The organism is Buchnera aphidicola (Cinara curvipes) (assembly GCF_900698915.1).
GTDB classification, from domain to species: Bacteria; Pseudomonadota; Gammaproteobacteria; order Enterobacterales; family Enterobacteriaceae; genus Buchnera_F; species Buchnera_F aphidicola_AY.
In genome coordinates this window covers 324,818-342,627 of sequence record NZ_LR217710.1, presented here as the reverse complement: position 1 = coordinate 342,627, position 17,810 = coordinate 324,818, and the positions used below count along the sequence as shown (strand labels likewise).

The 17,810-nt window shown below is 18.3% G+C and carries 11 protein-coding genes and 1 tRNA gene; 2 read left to right on the top strand and 10 right to left on the bottom strand.

Going from position 1 to position 17,810, the window contains the following annotated elements; all coding sequences use genetic code 11:
• The first annotated feature begins 143 nt into the window (after nt 1-143).
• Nucleotides 144-220 (top strand) — tRNA-Met (locus tag BUCICURV3402_RS01495).
• Nucleotides 221-225: 5 nt separating this feature from the next.
• On the opposite strand, the gene recD is transcribed toward BUCICURV3402_RS01495, so the two are convergent.
• The 7 genes from recD to BUCICURV3402_RS01460 all read right to left on the bottom strand — a co-directional run bounded on the left by recD (nt 226) and on the right by BUCICURV3402_RS01460 (nt 12,276).
• Complete coding sequence (gene recD, locus BUCICURV3402_RS01490; protein WP_154029336.1) at nt 226-2,040, bottom strand: exodeoxyribonuclease V subunit alpha; 1,815 nt, start codon at nt 2,038-2,040, stop codon at nt 226-228.
• On the bottom strand, nt 2,030-5,590 hold the full coding sequence (recB, locus tag BUCICURV3402_RS01485) for an exodeoxyribonuclease V subunit beta (RefSeq protein WP_154029335.1): 3,561 nt from the start codon (nt 5,588-5,590) through the stop codon (nt 2,030-2,032). Before recB ends, recD begins: the two co-directional genes overlap by 11 nt.
• 43 nt (nt 5,591-5,633) lie before the next feature.
• The gene (locus BUCICURV3402_RS01480; protein WP_154029334.1) at nt 5,634-7,967 is read right to left on the bottom strand and encodes an exodeoxyribonuclease V subunit gamma; all 2,334 of its coding nucleotides are present in this window, start codon (nt 7,965-7,967) and stop codon (nt 5,634-5,636) included.
• Nucleotides 7,865-8,758, bottom strand: a complete 894-nt coding sequence (locus BUCICURV3402_RS01475) for an exodeoxyribonuclease V subunit gamma (protein ID WP_154029333.1) — start codon at nt 8,756-8,758, stop codon at nt 7,865-7,867. Before BUCICURV3402_RS01475 ends, BUCICURV3402_RS01480 begins: the two co-directional genes overlap by 103 nt.
• 96 nt (nt 8,759-8,854) lie before the next feature.
• The gene (mscS, locus tag BUCICURV3402_RS01470; protein ID WP_172598552.1) at nt 8,855-9,730 is read right to left on the bottom strand and encodes a small-conductance mechanosensitive channel MscS; all 876 of its coding nucleotides are present in this window, start codon (nt 9,728-9,730) and stop codon (nt 8,855-8,857) included.
• 249 nt (nt 9,731-9,979) lie between these two features.
• Entirely contained in the window at nt 9,980-11,056 is a 1,077-nt protein-coding gene (fbaA, locus tag BUCICURV3402_RS01465; protein WP_154029331.1) for a class II fructose-bisphosphate aldolase, read from the bottom strand.
• 59 nt (nt 11,057-11,115) lie between these two features.
• Nucleotides 11,116-12,276: a phosphoglycerate kinase gene (locus tag BUCICURV3402_RS01460; protein WP_154029330.1), complete on the bottom strand. Its 1,161-nt coding sequence runs from the start codon at nt 12,274-12,276 to the stop codon at nt 11,116-11,118.
• A gap of 525 nt (nt 12,277-12,801) precedes the next feature.
• Here BUCICURV3402_RS01460 and asd point away from each other — a divergent pair.
• Complete coding sequence (gene asd, locus BUCICURV3402_RS01455; RefSeq protein WP_154029329.1) at nt 12,802-13,917, top strand: aspartate-semialdehyde dehydrogenase; 1,116 nt, start codon at nt 12,802-12,804, stop codon at nt 13,915-13,917.
• A gap of 25 nt (nt 13,918-13,942) precedes the next feature.
• Here the strand turns inward: asd and BUCICURV3402_RS01450 are convergent, their stop codons facing one another.
• From BUCICURV3402_RS01450 to leuS, 3 genes are read right to left on the bottom strand one after another with little or no spacing between them, the layout of a single operon-like run.
• Nucleotides 13,943-14,176: a sulfurtransferase TusA family protein gene (locus tag BUCICURV3402_RS01450; protein ID WP_232036850.1), complete on the bottom strand. Its 234-nt coding sequence runs from the start codon at nt 14,174-14,176 to the stop codon at nt 13,943-13,945.
• Nucleotides 14,177-14,216: 40 nt separating this feature from the next.
• Nucleotides 14,217-15,200 carry a hypothetical protein gene (locus tag BUCICURV3402_RS01445; protein ID WP_154029328.1) on the bottom strand — a complete coding sequence of 328 codons (984 nt, stop codon included), beginning with the start codon at nt 15,198-15,200 and terminating at the stop codon, nt 14,217-14,219.
• 30 nt (nt 15,201-15,230) lie between these two features.
• Nucleotides 15,231-17,801 (bottom strand): leucine--tRNA ligase, encoded by a 2,571-nt coding sequence (gene leuS, locus BUCICURV3402_RS01440; RefSeq protein ID WP_154029327.1) that lies wholly within the window; start codon nt 17,799-17,801, stop codon nt 15,231-15,233.
• Nucleotides 17,802-17,810: the final 9 nt, after the last annotated feature.

Genomic DNA, 17,810 nt, shown 5'->3' with positions numbered 1-17,810 from the left:
ATAATTATAATTTTTATTATATAATAAAATATATATTTTTTAAAAAATATTTATGTATTTACAATGTACAAAATATATATAAATATTTATTTCTAAAAACAGTTGTTTATATTTATAAATATGTTATAATGTTTAAAATTGATAGCGGGGTGGAGCAGTCAGGTAGCTCGTCGGGCTCATAACCCGAAGGTCGTTGGTTCAAATCCAACTCCCGCAACCATAATTTTAATAATAATTTTTATTTAATGAAATAATTTTTTTATTTAAACCAGAAAATCTTTTTTGTTTATTTTTAATAATATTATGTATTCTGTTAACACAACCGTATATCGTTATTCTGTTTTTTGCTCTTGTAATAGCGGTATAAAATAATTCTTTACATAATATTTTTAAAAAATAATCCGGAATAACTATTTGAACTGATGAAAATTCTGATCCTTGTGATTTATGTATGGTCATAGACCAAGCTGATTCATAATGAAACAATATTCTAGGATCAACTATTTTTAGTTTATTATTTGGTGATAAAAAATGTATTTTTATTTTTTTATTAACAAGTAAACAAATTCCAACATCCCCATTCATTAATTGTAATGATTTATTATTTTTTTTAATTAAAATTGGTTTACCATGATAAAATGGTTTTTTTATTTCATTACTACTATTTTTATTTATTTTTTTTATAAACCATGTATCTAAATATTCATTTATTTTGTTTGTTCCAAACAAACCTTCATTTACTGTACATAAAATTCTATATTTATTAAATTTTTTTATTATTTTTTTAGGTTTATTTTTTTTATTAATATATTCTAAATATTTAGTATAATATTTTTTTATATTTTTTAACATATTAAAATAGTTTTCTTTTGTTTTTAATCTTTTCCAGATAATATCAGAAAATTTTTTCCTGTAAATTTTATATATATTATTATATTGATTATTTTCTATTGTTTTTACAAGTAAATTAATGCCAGATTTTTTTTTAAATCTGTATTTTTTTTTTAAAATAGATATATAATTTTTTTTTATGTTTTTACTAGAAATATTTTTTTTTTTATTATTACATAGTTCTTGTAATACTGATCCAACTTCTATTGAAGGTAATTGATTTACATCTCCTACAAAAATTATTTTTGTTTTTCTATCTATATTAGTAACAATAATATCCATTATATTTAAATCAATCATAGATGATTCATCTATTATTAAGACGTCTATTATTTTGTTTTTTTTTTTATTTTTTTTATTACATTGATTTGTTTCTTTTTGAATGTTAAATAAGTTATGAAGAGTAATTCCAATTTTTGGAAAAGAAATTTTATTTTTTTTATTTATATTTTCTTTATTTAAAATGTTAAATATAGATTGAGTTAATTTTGTTGCTGCTTTTCCTGTTGTAGCTGATAATTGAATATTAATTTTTTTCTTTGTAGAGTTTATTAAAATTAATATAAAATATGCTAATATATATGTTTTTCCTGTTCCAGGCCCTCCTGTTATAAAAAATATATAACTTGATAAAGCTTTTTGTATAGTTATTTTTTGAATATAATCAATTTTTTTTGGATAATATTTATTAATTAATTTTTCATATTTTTTAAAATAATTTTTATTAAATTTTAATTTTTGATTATAAATAAATTCAATTATTTTATTTTCAGAATACCAATATTTATATATATAAATATATTCCCTGTCTAGAACTAATGGAGTTTTTTGTGCTCCATTGCTGCATGATATATTATTAATTACTTGTTCAAACCATTTTTTATTATTTTTACTAACTAATATTAGTAATTTAAATAAAAATTTGTTTTTTATTTTTAAACATTTTTTATTTTTAAACATTTTTATTGGTAAACAACTATGACCATAGTATGCTGAATATCTTAAAAATAAGATTACTAGTATTATTTCTTCAGAGTAATTGAAAAAATTTTTATTATAACAAGAATAAAAATCTGCACAATGAATAATGTTTTTTTCTTTTGCTTTAAGTATTATATTAAAAAATTTTTTTTTATTTTTAGGTGTCATAAAATTCTCCAGCGAAAAGTTTATCTAAATTATTAATTAATAAAAAAGAAGGTTTAATAAAATATATACCAGAATTTTTTTGATCATCAAATGCTCTGAGAAACAAATAAAATACTCCTCCAAAATGTATTTTATAATTATATTTTTTTATTTTTACTTTAAGAAAACGATGAATGGCTAAACTATATAATTGATATTGAATATCATAACGATATTTAATTATTTCTTGTTTTATTTTGCTCTGACTATAATAATGATTATTAGGTCCTAAATAATTAGATTTATAATCTATAATATAATATTTTTTTTTCCATAAAAATACCATATCTATAGTTCCTGTTAGTATTCCAGAAATATTTTTAAATTTAATATTTTTACATTTTTTAGATAAAGGATCAAATTTTTTTATAATTTTATTTAATTTTTTTATATTAATGTTTTTTTTTATTGGAATTATAAAACTTATTTCTTTTTTATATTCGTTTTCTTTTAATTGATTTAATTTTAATTTATCATCATTTAATGATGAAGATATAAAAATACATATCCAGTTATATAATTTTTTTATCCATATTTTAGATAATGATATGAAGTTTAGTTTTCTGATAATTTTTTTTATATTTTTTTTTTTTGAAAATTTTATTTTTTTTAAGATATGATGCAAATATGTTCCATATTCTTTTCCTGATGGTAATTTATAAATATTTATTTTAGAAAGTGTGTTTTTGTTTTTATTAAATATAATTTTATTATTTTCAATATCTATTTCAGTATTATTTTTTTTTTTTAATAAATTATATTTTATAATTTTAGAAAAATTTATTTTAGTCCAGGGATTTTTTATTTTTTTTAATAATTTAGGGATAAATATTTTATTTTTTTTTAAAGATTTTTTTTTAAATATTATTATATTTTTTTTTGTTAATTTTTTTGTTGGCTTTTTTATTGAAAAAATTTCTATATTTTTTTTTTTATTATTTAGTTCTTTTTTTAGATTATCAAAGCTTAGCTTTTTACCTTTTTGTATTAAAAAACCAAGACTATTTGTATGAAAATTGGTATAAATTTTTTTATTTTTTTTTTCTTTAATTATTGCCATTCCTATACTGCAATGTAATATACTTCTTGTTAATGCAACATAAAGTAAACGAATGTCTTCTGATAACTTTTCTTGAAAAGATAATTTATAACTTTTTTTTCTATTTTTTAAGTTAATTATATTTTTCATTTTTTTTTTACAAAAAAACGTATTATTATTTTTTATTTGAGAAGCGCTAAAAAAGGGAATCCATATTATTGGATATTCTAATCCTTTTGATTTATATACAGTAATTATTTTTACACATTTTTGATCTGAAATATTGTTATATTTTTTTATATGTAGTTTATTACTATTTTCTAGATTATCTTGTAAAAATTTTTTTTTTAACCATATTATTAATAAGAATTTGTTTTTTATCTCTTGGTTTTTTTTTTCTAATATTTCTGCTAAATCAATAATATTTTGTGCATTAATAGTATTTTTTTTTAAAGAAGTAGAAGAATCTTGTATGTTGAAATCAATTATTATTTTTATTATCATTTTTGAAATACCTAATGTATTCCAAATTATATAGTATTTTTTTAATTTATTTAATAAAGAAAAATAAAGTTCTTTTTTTTGGTTTATTAAATAAATATCGTAAATATTTTTTTTAAATATTTCTGTTATTAATAATCTTTGAAATTTTAATTCATTTGATAGATCAATTATAGAATCAAGAATACATATTATTTCTTTTGTTTCTGTAGTATGAAAAATATTATTTTTTTGAGATGTATAAATTACTTTAATTTTTTTTTTTTCTAATTCTTTTTGAATAATTGATGCTTCATACTTATTTTTTACTAAAATTGCTATATCATTAGGTTGAATTAAACGTTTTTTTTTATTTTTTAATGTAATAAAAGATTTTTTTTTATATTTATTAGATAACCATTTAAATATTGAATATGCACATTCTTTAGAAATCCATGAATAATATTCTTTTTTGGTTATTATTTTTTTATTTTCAAAAATAAATTGGAATGCTGGTTGTTGGATATTATTAATAGTAAATTGAATATTTTTATTTTCTATATGTGTAATTGATGGTTGAAAATTAATTTCTTTAAAAATAAATGGTTTTTTAATTTGAGAAAATAATATATTAGTTCCTTTGACAATATTTTTAGATGAACGAAAATTTTCTTTTAAAAAAAAATGTTTTTTTATTTTCTTTTTAAATTTTAGGTATAAAAATATATTAGCTCCTCTAAAACTATATATAGACTGTTTAGGATCTCCAATTAAAATAAGTGATTTATTTTTCTTATTATTATATAACGAATAAAATATATTAAATTGAGTATCATCAATATCTTGACATTCATCAATTATAGTAACAGTATATTTTTTTAGAATATTTTTTTTTATAATAGAATCTTTTAATTTTATTTCTTTCCACATTATTTTATTTAAGTCGTTAAATTCTAATCCATTTTTTTCATTTTTTTTTCTTTTAATTATTTTTGGAATAGTTTTTAATGCAAAATAAATAAAATATTCAAAAAATAAATTATATTGAATAAACATTTTTTCTACATACCTAAAAAAAATATATTTAGTAGAATATTTTAATAGTTTATTTGTCTGTATTCTTTTATATTGAAAATATTGAAATACTTTAGGAATCGAGCAGTCTTCTTTTTTGTTTTGAGACCATTTATTTATTTTTTCGTACCATATATTTAAATTTTTCTTATTATATATTCTTTTATTAAGATTAATATTTTTTACTAAATTTTTTATTTTTCTTTTTTGTGTTTTCCATATTTTTTTTGTTTTTTTTATAATTACATTAATATTATTAAATTGTTTAATTAAATTAGTATTTTTTGGAAAATTATGTTTAAATTTTATATTTTTTTGATTTAACCATATATGTATATATTTAAAAAATTGTTGTGGTGTTTTCCATTTTTTTATAATTATTTTAACTATTTTTTTGTTAGTAAAATATACATATTTTCTCCAAAAATCTTTTGTAGATTCAATTTGTATTTTTTGTATATTAGATAATATTTTTTTATGTATTATTTGTTGACATAAAATTTTTTGTTCTAATAATATGTGTCTAAAAAATCCATGTAGTGTATATATCATAATTGAATCAATATTTTTTTTTATTTTTTCTAATGATTTAATTGTTTTTTTGAAATTTTTAATGTCTTTTATAACGTCTAATAATTCATTATTTTGTTCTTTTTTTTTAGTGCATATGTCATATAATTGACAAATTTTTTTATATAATCTTTTTTTTAATTCGTTTTTTGATGATTCAGTAAATGTAACTATTAGTATTTCATTTATTGATAGAGGATGTGAATATTTTTTTTTTAATTCTAAATTTAAAATAAATCGCAAATATAAACAAATAATAGAAGATGTTTTTCCGGTTCCTGCTGATGATTCTATTAAAGTAATACCATGATTTGGTATTTTTTTTATATTAAAAGGTATATATTTCATATTATTTCTCAGTAATCATATAAATTAATAATTTAATTAGTAATTAAATTATATGATATTTCTTGATGTTAGTATTTTTAAAAATAGGTAATAACCAATATTTGCAAGTACGGCATATTTTTTTTATAATTATAGGGTTTATTTTTGAAATTAATTTTTTTATATAGACATTATTTTTTTCACCCTCACGGAATAAACTCCCATTCCATTCTTGCAGAAATTTTTTTTTCGCAATGTTTAGAGTATATTTATCGTTTTTTATAATATTAAATTTTTTGAAATATATTGATTGTAACCAAATAATCCCAGATTTTAATATTAATAATGGTTTTTTTAATCCATCTATATATCCTTGAATATATTTTTCTAAATATTTTTCAGCTTTTTTTTTTGTTAAAAAAGAAAATTCTAAATTAGAGTTATTAATTCCTAATAAAATACTTTTATTATTTTTTTTTAAAATACAGCAAATTATATGTTCTATCCATAAGGAGATTATTTCTTTGTAATTAATTTTATTTGTACACCAATGAACTAAATTTGTTTTATTGATTTTTTTGATTTTTCCTGATAATTTATATTTTTTTATTTTTAAATTAAAATTAATTTCTTTAGGAGAATTTGTAATTTGGTTAATTTGATTAGATAAAATATACATTTTTTTTTCTTCTTTTTTCCATAATATTTTTCCTACATTGTTAGGAGGTAGTTTATTTTTTAATTGAAATTTTTTAAACAAATTTTTGGTTTGTTTTTTTAATAAAAAATATTTTAATATTTTATTTCTTATTTTATATTTATCTAATGGTTGTATATAGAATGATTCATCTTTTGATAACTTATTTTTTATGTTATTTAAAATATGTACGTTTAAATTTTTTTTAAAAAAATACTGAATTGGATTTTTCCAGAAATTTACTAATTCTTTTATTTTGATACTATTTTTAATAGTAAAATTAATTTTTTTATATTTTTTTATATTATTTTTTTTTTGAGAAAATTTTTCTAATGTTGTATTTATTAAACAAAAATTATTTAATTTATTCTTGTTATTTATGTATACTTTATCTACAATATTTATTGTACTTTTTTTACATTTTTTTTTATTTTTAATATAAAAATTTTTTTTTATATAATGAATAATATCAGTAATATATTTTGATGGATAATGCTTATTTTCTGTTATTGTATTTTTTGTATAACTTAAAAGTAAATATTTTTGAGTTGATATAATTGTTTCAAAAAAAATATTTTTATTATTCTGATAGATTTCACTATTAATGAAATTTAATATATCTGTCTTTTTAGGTATAGAGATATTTTCTTGATTACAACCTATTATACAGATCATTTTGAATGGTATCATTCTTATTTTATTTAAGTTCATAATGTTAATATATCCAGACATAAACTTATTTTTTTCACATAATGAAAAATTATATTCAAAGAATTGTTGTAACAAAATATCAATTGATATTTTGTTTAAATAATTCATAGTGATTCCAGTCGATATAATTTTTTTCCATATATTTTCTAATTCAAAAAAAAACATTTTATATTTTATAGGTATATAAAAAAATTCTTTTATTATTTGTGGAATAATATTTAACCAACTTTTTAATAATTTTTTGTTTAATATTTTTTTTCTTAATTTTTGTAATTTAGTAATTAAATCAATAAAATTTCCTAAAAGTATATTATTTTTGTTAGAAGAAATATTATATATAGATATATTATTCCATATAGAATATTTTCCTTGTAATAGAAATCCAGCTGTAATTCTTTTTATTGCATAACTCCATGAATATGTATTAATATCAGTAATAGACATTTGTTTAAAATGATCTTTATCAAAACCAAATCGAACATTTAAATCTGATATATATTTGTAAATAATTTTAATGTCATCAGATTTTATGAAAAATTTCTTTCTTAATAATTTTTCATCTAATAAAGATAATACCCAGGAATATTCAAAACGATTTTTTTTAATTTGTAATATTTTTTTTATTATTAGTAAAATATTTTTTTTTAAAATATTTATATTAGAATTATGAATAGAAGAATTATTAGGTAAAAAGGAAGAAAATATTTGATTTATATAATACAAATATGGATTTATATTATTTGTTGTAATTAGAATATTATGTGGTTTTATTTTTTTATCAGAGTTTAGTATATTAATTATATGTGCATATAATATTTGAATTTCTTGTAAGCGTGAGTAACATTTATGTATAAAAATAGATTTATCATTTATATAAAATTTTTTTTTTATATTTTTTTTGTAAAGTGATTTGTTAAATAAATTATATTGTAAAATAGATAAAATTTTTTTTGTATGAGATTTATTAAAAAAAAATTTTTTTTTACACAATAATGATTTTTTATTATTTTTTTTTTAGGTAATATATTTATTTTTTTAAAAAAAACAAGAGTAGAATTCATATTTTTGTTTTTTTTATCATATATTTGGTATTGAAATAAATATATTGAAGTAATATTTTTAATTATATGTATAATAAAATTTACAAATGGATTTATTGGAGAAAAAGATAATATAAATATTTTTTTAGGTATTATTTGAGAAATATATTTTTTATTTTTTAAAAAATTATTAATTATTTCAGTAAAGTTATTTTCTTTTAAATCTTTTATTTTTTTTATTATTAATTTCCATAATTTTTTTTGCCATAAGTACAATGTTTTAGATGAATTATTTTTTTTTTCTGTTTCCCACATGTATATTAATTCAGGTTTAAAAAAAATATATTTAATAAAAATATCTGCCATATATGAACAAAATTCAAAATTTTTATAAAAAATACCGTATTTTTTTAAAAATAAACATTTTTTTTGGTCTCTTATAATTGACATTAAAATCCATTGTAAACTTTTTTTTTTAAATAAAATAGGAATTTGATATTTTTTTTTATGATTTATATTTCTAATTAAATTAATAAAAAATTTTGAAATAATGAAATATTTTATATTCATACTAATATTTTTATTTTTAGAAATATATATTTCTATCCATTTTTTTATATTTAAATTATCAATTAAAAATATTTCTTCAAGAAAAATGTTTTTATTTTTATTTGTCATAATTTTTGTACAAATTTTTTTTAAAAGAAAATTTATTTGGTTTGATTGATATATTTTTAACATATAGTTCCAGGATATAATAGATTTTATTTTTTTGGCGTAGAAAAATTTAATTCTACGCCTAATGTTTTTTGATTATATATTATTTTTTCTTTCTTTCTATTTTTTTTTATTTCTTTTTAATATTTTATATATTTTTTTGTATAAATAAATATCCATTTTTGGGTAAGGTATAGTAATATTATGTTCATCTAATGCTTTTTTAAATTTTAACATTAAGTCTGAGTAGACTACATTTAGTTCTTTAGTATGACACCAGCATTTTACAACAAATTTTAATGATGAAGGTGAAAATTCATTTAATCCAATGAAATTACCTGGATGTTTTAAAACACGTTCTTCATTATCAAGAACATTTTGTAATACTGAAATTACTAAATCTACATCAGAATCATATGCGACATTAATAACAAATTGATTTCTACGTATTGGTTCACGCGAATAATTTATAATATTACCAGCAACAATTTTTCCATTAGGAATAACAATAATTTTTCCATCTAATGTTTTCAATGTTGTATAAAATATATGTATGTTTAATACAGTTCCAGCAGCATTACCTAAATTAACATATTCATTTGTTCTTAAAGGTCTTAATAAAACTAACAGTACACCGGCTGCAAAATTAGATAATGATCCTTGTAGTGCTAATCCTACTGCCATTCCAGCAGTTCCCAGAATAGTAATTATTGAATTTGTTTGTACTCCTATTTGCCCCAAAGCTATAATAAATGTAAATGTGATTACAATATATCGAGCTAAAGTAGATAAAAAACCAGAAATTGTATTATCTATATGACGTAAAGATAATAATTTTTTAGCTATACTTGCAAATAACTGACTAATAAAAAAACCAATAGTTATTACAATAATAGCAAAAAACAAATTAATTAGATAAGATAGAAGTGTTTGTTTACCCCATAAAAAACAAAAACCTATATTATTAACATAATCTATTATATGTAATTTTTCTATTATTTTTTTTATGACAAAAATTTTTTTGCACATTTTCTATTTTTTATAGATTATTGAAAATAAATATTTTTATTTAATGATAGTAATAAAAAATAATTTATTAATTTAATTAATTTTAAAATTATTTATATAGTTAAATATATATATATTTAACCAATATAAGTAATATTAATATTTATTATTTTAAATTATAAAAACGATGTATAATAATCATAATTTTTTTATAATAAAAATATATATTTAGAATACTTATAATTTATTATGTGAATTTAGTATAGTAAAAATTTTTTTTAAATATTTTATAGAATATTTTTGTGCATTTCTTAACCACACTCTAGGATCATAATATTTTTTATTTGGTTCGCTCTCACCAACTTTAGTTCCTAGCTGACTTTTTAAGTGTTTTTTGTTATTTAAGTAAAAATCTAATACACCTTTCCAATAATTCCATTGTATGTCTGTATCAATATTGAATTTAACAACTCCATAATTAATAGATTTTTTAATATCTGATATATCTGTTCCTGATCCGCCATGGAAAACAAAATTTAAAGGATTTTTGGGTAGTTTATTAACTAAACTTATATATTTTTGCGCTTTTTTTAATATTGAAGGTTTTAATTGTATTTTTCCTGGTTTATATACTCCATGAATATTTCCAAATGATGCAGCAATAATAAAATTATCACTAATTTTATTCAATTTATTAAAAGCAAAATGAATATCTTTTGTATCAGTATATAATAATTTTTTGTTGATATTTGTATTATCTATTCCGTCTTCTTCTCCTCCTGTACAACCTAATTCCATTTCTAGAATCATATTTAAATAAGTTAATTTTTTTAAGTATTCAGATGAAATATGGATATTTTTTTGAATATTTTCTTTTGATAAATCTATCATATGAGATGAGAATAAAGGACGACCATATCGTTTAAAAAATTTCCCTCCTTCTTTCAATAATCCATTAATCCATGGTAAATGATTAAAATCACAATGATCAGTGTGTAATATAACTGGAACATTATAATATTTTGATATTAAATGAACATGTTTTGCTCCTGATATTGATCCTATTATTGCATTTCTATGTCCTTTTTTTTGTAAACCTAAACCGCTCATAAATTCTGATCCTCCGTAAGAAAATTGTATAATTATCGGAGATCTTTCTTTTGAAGCTGCTTCTAAAGCACTATTTATTGAATCTGTACTAATACAATTTATAGCAGGTATAGCAAATTTATTTTTTTTAGCTAAAGAAAATATAATTTTTGTTTCGTCAGAATTTAATACACCAGGTTTAATAATATCTAAAATCTTATACATGGTATTTTTTCCTATTTGATAAATATATAAATATTTCATTAAATATTTGTAAATTATTTTTATGTAGTAATTTTAAAATTTTTTAATTTATCAAGAATTGGTAATGTTTTATTTTCTATAAATTTTAGGAAAGACCCTCCTCCTGTAGAAATATAAGAAATTTTATTTTTTAAATTAAATAACTCAATTACAGCTATAGTATCACCTCCCCCGGCGATAGAAAAAGAAGAACTATTTGCAATAGATTTAGCTATTTCTTCTGTTCCTTTTCTGAAATTTGGAAATTCAAAAACACCCATAGGTCCATTCCAAATTATCATTTTTGCTTTTTTTATTATTTTTTTATAATGTTCTATTGTTTTATCTCCTATATCTAATATTTCTTCATTTGATAATATATTTGATAATAATTTTATTTTTGATTTTGATTTTATAGAATATGATGTACCAACACGAGAATCAACAGGTAATACTATTTTATTAGTTTCACATAATTTTTTTGCTTTTTCTTGAAAACTTTTTTCATAGAGAGATTTACCTATAGAGTAATGCGTAGAGATAAATGTATTTGCAATTCCTCCTCCTACTAACATAGTATCTGTAATTTTTAGTAATGTATTTAATAATTTAAACTTTGTTGATACTTTCGCTCCACCTACTATTGTAACTATAGGATGTAATGGTTTATTAAATATACTTTTTAATATTTTTATTTCTGAATATAATAATGGACCAATACATGCTTTTTTTACAAAGTCACAAATACCATATGTTGAAGATTCTATTCGATGTGCTGTTGCGAAAGCATCCATAACAAAAATATCACATAAACTAGAATATTTTTTAGATAGATTTATATTATTCTTAGTTTCTCCATAGTTAAATCTTACATTTTCTAACATAACAATTTCATTAGATTTTATTTTAATACCTTGTAAATAGTTTTTAGAAAATATTATTTTTGTTTCTGGTAATTTTTTCTTTAAATATTCAAATACTGGAAATAAAGAAAACTTTTTTTTATATTCACCTTCTTTAGGTCTTCCTAAATGGGAGGCTAGTATAATTTTTGCGTTTTTTTTTAATGCTAATTTAATAGTTGGAATAGAACGATCAATACGTTCACTAGATATTATTTTTTTATTATTTATTGGAACATTTAAATCTAATCTAATAAATACTCTTTTATTTTCTAAATCAATATCTTTCATATGTATCATTTTTTTTTCCTTAAATTAGTATTTAAAAATATATTTAATATTATACTAGTATTTTTATGTTAACAGTTAATTTTATACTTTGTATAAAAACATATTTTATTTATAATAGAATTTTTTAATTATAATAATAATTATATTATATATTCAATATTTTACTACAATATAAATTTTAAATATAATATTTTGTATTAATTATATTTATAATATTATTAATGTATATTAATAAATAAATTTAAATATATATATTAATATACGATATTAAAATTATATGAAATATGATTTTATTATCATATATTTATTTTTAATAAAAAATATTAGTTTTTTTTAATTTTATAACAAATAAATTACTTATATAGTATAATAAGTATTATTTTAATAATTTTAAATAAAAATTTACAATAAATATCTTTTATAGATAATTAATAGTTATATTAATTTTTATTAAAAATATAAAAATTATATTTTTATATAAAAAATTATATTTATAATAAATAAAGTATAATTTTTAACATATAAAGAGGATTTATGAAAAAGTTAGTTGGCTTTATTGGTTGGAGAGGTATGGTTGGATCAGTTTTATTAGATCGTTTAAAGAAAAAAAATGATTTTTTTAATTTTCGATCAGTTTTTTTTACTACATCTCAGATTAATGGTAAGTCTCCAAAAGTATTAAATTGTGTTTCCTCTAACTTAGAAGATGCATATAATATTGATTATTTAGTTACATTAGATATTATTGTTTCATGTCAAGGAGAAAAATATACACGATATATTTATTCAAAATTAAAGAATTTTGGTTGGCAAGGTTATTGGATTGATGCATCTTCTTTTTTAAGGATGAATAAAAAATCAATTATTGTATTAGATCCTGTTAATTTAAGTTCTATACAATCAGGTATCAATAAAGGAATTAAGACTTTTGTAGGTGGAAATTGTACTGTTAGTCTAATGTTAATGGCTTTAGGTGGTTTATTTTCTCATAAACTTGTTGATTGGATTTCTGTTTCTACGTATCAATCTGTTTCAGGTAGTGGATCTAAATCAATGTTAGAGTTGTTGGAACAGATAGGATTTGTTTATAAAAATATATCTAGTTATTTAGTTTCTTCAAAAAAATCTATTCTAGAAATAGAAAAAATATTTACCTATTCTTTAAATAGAATAAATTTTTCTGAAAAAAAAATAAAATCTCCATTACTAGGAAATTTAATTCCTTGGATTGATAAATTAATGGATAACGGACAAACAAAAGAAGAATGGAAAGGTTCAGTAGAAACAAATAAAATTTTAGATTCTAAAAAAAATATTCCTATTGATGGAGTATGCGTTCGAGTTCCTTCTTTACGGTGTCACAGCCAAGCTTTTACTATTAAATTAAATTGTGATATTTCGATAAAAGAAATTGAATCATTAATTATTTCTCATAATAAATGGGTTAAAGTTATTAAAAATGATTTTGATTCTACAATAAATCAATTAAATCCTTTAAAAGTTTCAAGTACTTTAAATATTCCAATAGGAAGAATAAAAAAAATGAATATAGGAAAAAAATATTTATCTGCTTTTTCTATAGGAGATCAATTATTATGGGGTGCCGCAGAACCATTACGTCGTATTTTAAATATATTAATAAATATTTAATGAAATTTATTTTTATTAAATAATTTTAATATTTTTTTTTAATTTTTATAAGATGTTGATATGGAATATATTTTAGTGAACTAGATAATAATTTATGTTTCATAAATCGACAAAAGAAAATGATATCTTTATTACTAAATTTGTCATTGGTTATGATTAGAATTTTCCCTCTTTTTTTTGTTTTTCTGATTTTTTTTCTTAATGTTAGTACTACATCAGGACATCTTAATCCTGATAAATTTAGGATATATATCATCATATTTTTCTCTTATATAAGTATTTTTATTAAATATTTAATTTTAATTAAAAATAATTGATAGTGTTTTTAAGTGCATCCAGATATCTTTTATTTGATTTTTTTGAATACATGCTTCTATTTTCTTTAGTATTTTTAATGCTAATTGAATTATATTAATAGAATTTTTTTTTATTAAATAATTTAATAAAATTGAATTTATTTTATTTTTTTTATTAACATTAATAAATTTATTTTCTAAATTTTGTTTATATAAAATCATGTATATTAATTCTTTATATGCATGGATTAATATTACAAAATCATATTTTTGTTTTTTTAGAATTTTTAATATTTGAATTGATTTTTCTTTTTTATTATAAATAATTGATTTAATCCAATCATTATAATTTAATATTTGATTTTTTTTATAATATTTATATATCATTTTTTTTGTAATAAGAATATTAGGGTATAATAAAATTATATTTTTTAATAAATTTATAAAATATTGTTTATTTATATAGATATTTTTTAAAAAAAAATTTTTTGCTTCTAAATTCATAGAATTGTTTCTTTTTTTTATAGTATCATTAATCCAATATTTTATATTATTTATATAAGATAAAGAGTTGTTTATTATTACACCAATATTTTTTAAATAACTATAAAAAAATTTTTTACATAGAAAATTATAATATAAGTTTGGAAAACAAAATATTTTTATAATATTATTTTGAGAGTAAAATTCTATTTTCTTCATTTTATTTTGTAGATTAACAGACATAATTGAATCATAAATAGTTATACTAAAAATTTTTTTTTTTTTAAATAAATCTTGTTTTTTAAATCTTTCAAAAATATGATTCCAATCATTATTATTATTTATAATTAACTCTTTTTTTATAATGTTATATTTTTTTTTTATATTATTTAAAATAATATTTTTATTTTTTTTTATGAAAATATATTCAGATTCTAAAATAATGTATGTAAATATTTTTTTTTTATTAATATAATTTTTTAAATTTATAGTATCTGTAAACATAGATTATCTTTTTAGTAAAAAGTAATTAAATTATATTGAATTTTTTTTTAATACAACAAAATTAATAATTTTATATGGTATAAAAATTGTTTTTTTAATAACCATATTATGAAAATATTTTTTTATTTCTTTTTTAATTAAAATTAATTCAATAATTTCTTTTTTTGATAAATTATTTTTTATTTTTATGAAATTTCTTTTTTTTCCATTAATTTGAATTATTAGAGTATAAGTATCTTGTATAATTAATTTATTAGTAGGTTTTGGCCAGCTCTCTGTATCAATATTATTTTTTTTATTTTTTATTTTTCTCCATAATATAAAACAAATATGTGGTGTAAAAGGATATAACATTTTTATAATAGCTTCTAAAGATATTTTTAGGTTTTTTTCATCTATTTTCTTTTTGCTATACATCTTTATAATATAGTTAAGGAATTTTATTATATGAGCTATAGCAGTATTGTATGAAGTTTTTTTATCAATATCATTAGTAACATTAATAATTGTTTTGTTTAAATTGTATTTTATTTTTTCCTGATTATAACTATATTTTTTAGATATATTTTTTGTTTTGTTTAAATTAACTGTATGAACAAAATTCCATATTTTCTTTAAAAATCTATACATTCCGATAATACTAGTAGAATTCCATTCTAATGATGTATTTATTGGAGCAGCAAACATCAAAAATAAACGCAATGTATCAGAACCATATTTTTTTATAATTTTGTCCGGATCTATACCATTATTTTTTGATTTTGACATCTTTATTTTTCCAGCATAGATAACTTTATTTAAACAATTTTTTTTTGAAACTTTAATGATTTTTCCATAAATATCACGAGTAATATTTAATTTAGAGTGTGATAACCATTTTTTACTTCCGTCTTTATTATAGGTATAAAATGAATCAATTATTACCATTCCCTGGCAAATTAATTGTTTTACTGGTTCTTTCGAATTTACATATCCAAAATCATATAATAATTTATGAAAAAAACGAAAATATATTAAGTGCATAACAGCATGTTCAATTCCACCAACATATTGATCTACCGGTAACCAATATTTTGTTGCTTTTGAATCTAAAATATCTTTTTTAAATTTAGGATTAGTATATCTTGCATAATACCATGAAGATTCCATGAATGTATCAAAAGTATCAGTTTCTCTAGTTGCATTTTTTCCAGATATTTTAATTTTTAACCAATTTTTATAGGATAGTAATGATGTTGATTTATTATCTTGATATATATAATTAGGTAAAATAACCGGTAATTTTTTTTCTTCTACTGGAACTATTTTATTTTTATGATTAGTTATCATGGGTATTGGCGCACCCCAATATCTTTGTCTAGAAATACACCAATCTTTTATTTTGTAATATGTACATGATTTTGCTATTTTTCTAGATATTAGAAAATTGAAAATAGCGTTACGTGCTTGTAATATAGTTAATCCATTAAATTCTAAACTATTAATTAAATATTTTTCTTTATTATTATTAGTAGAATTAGAAAATATTAATTTAATAGGTATATTATTTAATTTAGCAAACAAATGATCTATTTTACTGTTACAAGGAACAGCCATAATTGCTCCGGAAGCATAATCATGTTTTACATAATTAGTTATCCATAAGGGTATTTTTTCTTGAGTTAAAGGATGTAATATAAATAAATTTGTATTAATACCAATTAAATTATTTTCATTTTGAAAATTAGTATTTATGATATCTGGGTTATTTCTTAAAAATTGATTTATTTTGACATTATTTTTAAGAAATATATTAATTAATGGATGATGTATTGATATTGCAAAAAATGTTATACCCATTATAGTTTCGGGTTTTGTAGTATATATTTTTAAAAAATAATTTATATTATACACTTTACATTTTATTTGAATACCTTTTGATTTTCCTATCCAGTTTTTTTGCATTGAAATTACTTCTTTAGGCCATTTATCTAATAATTTTAAATCTTTTAATAAAATATTTGCATATTTTTTAATTTTAATAAACCATTGTGATATTTTTTTTAATTTAATTTTTGAACCGCATCTCCAACATACTCCATTTTGAGCTTGTTCATTTGCTAGTACTGTTTTATCAAATTCACACCAATTAACTAAAGTTTTTTTTTTATATACTAGATTTTTTTTAAATAGTTTTATAAAAAAAGATTGTTCCCATTTGTAGTATTCTGGTTTACATGTTGTAATTTCTCTATTCCAATCATAACTAAATCCCAATGATTGTAATTGTTTTTTCATTATAGAAATATTATGAAATGTCCATTTTTTAGGAGAAATTTTGTTTTTTATTGCAGTTTCTTCAGCAGGTAATCCAAAAGCATCCCATCCAATAGGATGTAATACATTTTTTCCTAGCATTCTTTGATAACGAGCAATAACATCACTAATTGTATAGTTTCTTACATGGCCCATATGTAATTTCCCAGAAGGATAGGGGATCATAGGTAAACAATAGAATTTTTCTTTGTCTTTATTTTCTTTAACAGAAAATATTTTTTTTTTATACCAATAATCTTGAACAAATAATTCAATTTTTTTAGGATTATATTCATTACTTTTCATAATTTTTCC

What these genes read in the sequence shown, in the direction of transcription:
- BUCICURV3402_RS01450 (WP_232036850.1), bottom strand. Translation starts at nt 14,176, where the DNA reads ATGATGATATATATCCTAAATTTATCAGGATTAAGATGTCCTGATGTA.
- recB (WP_154029335.1), bottom strand. Translation starts at nt 5,590, where the DNA reads ATGAAATATATACCTTTTAATATAAAAAAAATACCAAATCATGGTATT.
- BUCICURV3402_RS01460 (WP_154029330.1), bottom strand. Translation starts at nt 12,276, where the DNA reads ATGATACATATGAAAGATATTGATTTAGAAAATAAAAGAGTATTTATT.
- BUCICURV3402_RS01475 (WP_154029333.1), bottom strand. Translation starts at nt 8,758, where the DNA reads ATGTTAAAAATATATCAATCAAACCAAATAAATTTTCTTTTAAAAAAA.
- recD (WP_154029336.1), bottom strand. Translation starts at nt 2,040, where the DNA reads ATGACACCTAAAAATAAAAAAAAATTTTTTAATATAATACTTAAAGCA.
- fbaA (WP_154029331.1), bottom strand. Translation starts at nt 11,056, where the DNA reads ATGTATAAGATTTTAGATATTATTAAACCTGGTGTATTAAATTCTGAC.
- asd (WP_154029329.1), top strand. Translation starts at nt 12,802, where the DNA reads ATGAAAAAGTTAGTTGGCTTTATTGGTTGGAGAGGTATGGTTGGATCA.
- leuS (WP_154029327.1), bottom strand. Translation starts at nt 17,801, where the DNA reads ATGAAAAGTAATGAATATAATCCTAAAAAAATTGAATTATTTGTTCAA.
- BUCICURV3402_RS01445 (WP_154029328.1), bottom strand. Translation starts at nt 15,200, where the DNA reads ATGTTTACAGATACTATAAATTTAAAAAATTATATTAATAAAAAAAAA.